Here is a 4,460-nt window from a genome sequence, read left to right as displayed (position 1 = left end):
GGTCCGTTCCAGCGCGCCCGCATCCTGCGGCGTCCATCTGGCCTGCGCGACCGCTTCCGCCGTGGCGAGCAGCGCGAACAGGATGAACCGGTCCATCTTGCGCTGGTCTTTTGGCGCGGCCGCCTGCGCCGGATCGAAGCCGCCCTCGGAATCATCGGCCTTGTCGGGTACGAGCCCGGCGACGCGCGCCGGCAGCGCCTGTGCCCATTCCGGCAGCGGGCGCAGCCCGCTTTGGCCGGCGAGCAGGCGGCGCCAGGAGAGTTCGACACCGCAGCCAAGAGGCGACACGGCCCCCATTCCCGTCACGACGATACGACGCATGTCAGTCTCCCGCCGGCACGACGGCCGGGTTCATGGCCTTGAGCGACGCGATGCGCCGACGCATTCCCCGGCTCGCGCGTGGTCCGGCAATCGCGACCGTATTGGCGAGCGTGATCGGCTGCATGCTGGCGGCGTCGACGACCACGGGATCGAATGGGCGGACATCGTCGCGGTTCGCCAGCAGAATGGACTCGCCCTTCGGCGCGAGATGCCTGTTGCCCCAGGCCAGCAGCGCCGCGATCACCGGGAAGAAATCGCGCGCCTTGTCCGTCAGCACGTATTCGTAGCGCGGCGGCCGCTCGTGGTAGCGGCGGCGCACGAACATGCCTGATGCGGTGAGATGGGCGAGCCGCCGCGACAAAATGTTCGGCGCGATGCCGAGGCTCTGCGAGAACTCGTCGAACTTCGTCGCGCCCTGGAATGCATCGCGCAGGATCAGAATGCTCCACCATTCGCCGACCGTCTCCACGGCGCGGCCGACCGGGCATTCCTGGATGGAAGGGGATTTGGGCTGCATGGGGTGGAAAGTAGGTAAGTAACTTGCAAAATGCAAGTGACTAGGACACGGCGGATGTTTGGGGGTAGATATCCGCAATTGTTGCTGTGGTTTGAGTTGTCGCTGCGTCTGGAGATGCAAGTTGGCGAACGATGCCGGTGCGCCAGACTCCGTCATTGCGAGCGCAGCGAAGCAATCCAGACTGTCTCTGCGGAGGGATTCTGGATTGCTTCGCTGCGCTCGCAATGACGATGAGGGGACAGTCGGAGCCTACTCACCGCTGTCGTCCCTGCGAAAGCAGGGACCCATAGCCACAGGAAGGAGTTTGGCGAAGATTGGTCGTTGTCGGTACTGACGCCTGGCTCTCTCGATGGATCACGCGGTATGGGTCCCTGTTTTCGCAGGGACGACATCGCGTGTTCGGTTGTCAGTCGCTCAGTGCGACCGCGCCAGACAGAACGCCACCACCTGCTCCAGTGCGCTCTTCATCGGCGAGGAGGGGAACAGCGCCAGCGCATCCACCGCCATGGCGCCGTAGTGCTGGGCACGGCTCAGCGTATCTTCCAGCGCGCGGTGCTTGTTCATGAGCCCGATGGCGTGATCGAGATCTGAATCGCCGATCTCGCCGCGCTCGAGCGCCTTGATCCAGAAGGCGCGCTCGGTGTCGTTGCCGCGGCGGAACGCGAGCACGACGGGCAGCGTGATCTTGCCCTCGCGGAAATCGTCGCCGGTGTTCTTGCCGAGCTTGGCGCTCTTGCCGCCATAGTCGAGCACGTCGTCGACGAGCTGGAAGGCGATGCCGAGATTCATGCCGACCGAGCGGCAGGCGGTCTGCTCGGCCTTCGGGCGGTTGGCGATGACGGGGCCGACCTCGCAGGCCGCCGCGAATAGCTCGGCGGTCTTGCCGCGGATCACGGCGAGATATTCGTCCTCGGTGGTCGCGGTGTTCTTGGCGGCAGCGAGCTGCATCACCTCGCCCTCGGCGATGGTGGCGGCCGCCGCGGAGAGGATGTCGAGTGCGCGCAGCGAGCCGACCTCGACCATCATGCGGAAGGCCTGGCCGAGCAGGAAGTCGCCGACCAGGACGCTGGCCTCATTGCCCCAGAGCATGCGGGCCGACAGCTTGCCGCGGCGCATCTCGCTCTCGTCGACGACGTCGTCGTGCAGGAGCGTGGCGGTATGCATGAACTCGACGGAGGCGGCGAGCTTGATGTGGCCGTCGCCGGTGTAGCCCGCGAGGTTGGCCATGGCGAGCGTCAGCATCGGGCGCAGCCGCTTGCCTCCGGAGGAGATCAGATGGTTGGCAACCTCCGGGATCATGGTCACGTCCGACCCGGTCCGCGACAGGATCGTGGCGTTGACGCGCTCCATGTCAGGAGCGACAAGGGCAACCAGCTCTTCGATCGACGCGCCGGGAGTTTCGAAAGGTACGATGACGGCCACGCCGGTCTCCAATATTTGCCCCGAAGGGGCTATTCTGACGGAAAGACAATAGAAACTGGCGGCGGATGCGGCAAGGCCTGCGGAACCATTGACATTTGCCGCTTTAGCCCCCTTTGGGCAGGAGACCTCTCGTTTTGCGTGAATTGGTTCGGACCAACGATATGGTGCTGGTGTCGGCGATCGGCGCGCTGCTGGACGGCGCCAACATCCATCATCTGGTGCTGGACCAGAACATGAGCATCATCGAGGGCTCGCTCGGCATTTTGCCGCGGCGGATCCTGGTTCACGAGGACGACGCCCAGGAGGCGCGGGAGCTCCTCACCGAGGCCGGCCTCAGCCACGAACTGCGCGGCGATGAGTGAGGCGGCAGATATTACCGAAGACGCCTTTCTCGGCGGGCAGTTGCGCCTCAAGCAGAAGCGGTCCGGCCATCGCGCCGGGCATGATGCCATCCTGCTTGCGGCGGCGACCGAGGCCCGCACCGGAGACCGCGTGGTCGATTTCGGCGCCGGTATCGGCACGGCCGGGCTGGCGTTGGCCCGGCGCATTCCCGGTGTCAGGCTCAGTCTGGTCGAGATCGATCCGGAGCTGGCCGGGCTTGCGCGCGACAACGCAGCGGCGAATGCGATTGCCGCCAAGACGATCGTGCTTGACGTCACGGCCGACGCGCAAGGCTTTGCGTCACATGGGCTGTCACCCGACAGCGTCGACGTGGTGCTGATGAATCCGCCCTTCAACGATCCGGCCCGGCATCGCGGCTCGCCGGATCGGCTGCGTCACACCGCGCATGTCGCAACGGAGGAGACGCTGCATGCGTGGGTGCATGCAGCGCGGCGCATCCTCCGATCGAATGGCGTGCTGACATTGATCTGGCGTGCAGATGGCCTCACTGAGGTCCTGGCGGCGCTGTCGCGCGGCTTCGGCAGCCTCGCGATCCTGCCGGTTCACGGCGAGGCGGGGCGGCCGGCGATCCGCGTGCTGGTGCGTGCTGTCAAAGGCGGCCGGGCCCCGACGCGCTTGCTGCCGGGCCTCATGCTCAACGAGGAGTCACGCGTGCCTAAATACGAGACGATCGAGATCTTGGAGGGGAGGGCGGCGTTGCCGCTGGTGGAACCGTGAAAGCCTACTGCGGAAGCGATTCCGATTGCTGCTCTTGCGGAGATGTCAGGCGGATCGCCATGAACAGCGCACCGATCAGCAGCATCAGCAGATAGATTTTCATGGTGTTCTCCGCTGCCTCATTGCAGCCTCCCAACGGGAAATCTGCAAAACACGTTCCAGGCACTTCCAATGACAGTCGCGTGATAAGAAATGGTTAATCAGAGGTAACGGCATGGCCGAACAATTGAACGATCGTGAGAGTTCCGGCCTGGCCGACAAGCTCATGCAATATCTTCCGGCGCGGTTCCGCCCGGGTACCGCGGTGGTGCCGGTGGTGCGACTGTCGGGCGTGATCGGCGCGGTGACGCCGCTGCGTCCCGGCATGACGCTCGCGGGTGTCGCCAAAGTGCTGGAGCGTGCGTTCTCGATGCGCAACGCCAAGGCGGTGGCGCTGGTGATCAACTCGCCCGGCGGCTCGCCGGTGCAGTCGCGCCAGATCTTTCTGCGCATCAAGCAACTCGCGGCGGAAAAGAAGCTGCCGGTGCTCGTCTTCGTCGAGGACGTCGCGGCCTCCGGCGGTTACATGATCGCCTGCGCCGGCGACGAGATCATCTGCGATCCCTCCTCGATCCTCGGCTCGATCGGCGTGGTCGGCGGCAGCTTCGGTTTCCAGGAGGCGATCAAGCGGCTCGGCATCGAGCGGCGGCTCTACACGGCTGGCGCACACAAGGCGATGCTTGACCCGTTCCTCCCCGAGAACCCCGACGACGTCGCCAAGTTGAAGGCGATCCAGCGCGAGATCCACCAGATATTCATTTCGCTGGTGAAGGACAGCCGCGGTGCGCGCCTCAAGGGCGACGACGACACCCTGTTCACGGGCGAATACTGGGCCGGCGAGAGCGCGATCGCGCTGGGGTTGGCCGACAGCATCGGCGATCTTCGCTCAACTCTTCGTGCCCGCTACGGCGAGAAGGTTCTCACCCCTGTGATCGCGCAGCCGACCGGGCTGCTCTCCGGCCTTCTGGGCCGGAAATCGCCCGGCGCGGGCCAGCTTTCGGCCCTGGAATCAATGGCCGGGCTGCCGGACGAGCTGATCTCA

Annotated in this window: 6 protein-coding genes; 3 read left to right on the top strand and 3 right to left on the bottom strand. The window is 65.3% G+C overall.

Translation table 11 applies throughout. The annotated features are described in order from the left end of the window. The 3 genes from SE92_RS15475 to SE92_RS15465 all read right to left on the bottom strand — a co-directional run. A partial coding sequence (locus SE92_RS15475) for a beta-ketoacyl synthase N-terminal-like domain-containing protein (protein WP_283806772.1) occupies nucleotides 1–321 on the bottom strand: 321 nt, incomplete at its 3' end. A gap of 1 nt (nucleotide 322) precedes the next feature. After that, nucleotides 323–838, bottom strand: coding sequence for a winged helix-turn-helix transcriptional regulator (locus tag SE92_RS15470; protein WP_063196543.1), 516 nt, complete (start codon nucleotides 836–838; stop codon nucleotides 323–325). A 414-nt stretch (nucleotides 839–1,252) separates the two neighbouring features. Further along, the gene (locus SE92_RS15465) at nucleotides 1,253–2,260 is read right to left on the bottom strand and encodes a polyprenyl synthetase family protein (protein ID WP_057757269.1); all 1,008 of its coding nucleotides are present in this window, start codon (nucleotides 2,258–2,260) and stop codon (nucleotides 1,253–1,255) included. A 134-nt stretch (nucleotides 2,261–2,394) separates the two neighbouring features. On the opposite strand from SE92_RS15465, the gene SE92_RS15460 reads away from it, so the two are divergent. The 3 genes from SE92_RS15460 to SE92_RS15450 all read left to right on the top strand — a co-directional run. Next, nucleotides 2,395–2,622 carry a putative signal transducing protein gene (locus SE92_RS15460; protein ID WP_018323354.1) on the top strand — a complete coding sequence of 76 codons (228 nt, stop codon included), beginning with the start codon at nucleotides 2,395–2,397 and terminating at the stop codon, nucleotides 2,620–2,622. Further along, nucleotides 2,615–3,379 (top strand): tRNA1(Val) (adenine(37)-N6)-methyltransferase, encoded by a 765-nt coding sequence (locus SE92_RS15455; protein ID WP_063196542.1) that lies wholly within the window; start codon nucleotides 2,615–2,617, stop codon nucleotides 3,377–3,379. Before SE92_RS15460 ends, SE92_RS15455 begins: the two co-directional genes overlap by 8 nt. A 214-nt stretch (nucleotides 3,380–3,593) precedes the next feature. Then, on the top strand, nucleotides 3,594–4,460 hold an 867-nt coding region (locus tag SE92_RS15450; protein ID WP_063196541.1), incomplete at its 3' end, for a S49 family peptidase.

Origin of the sequence: Bradyrhizobium sp. AT1, from assembly GCF_001590795.1 — a bacterium.
Lineage (GTDB): Bacteria > Pseudomonadota > Alphaproteobacteria > Rhizobiales > Xanthobacteraceae > Bradyrhizobium.
Note: the sequence above shows the minus strand (reverse complement) of the source record. Positions and strands in the feature narration are given on the sequence as shown.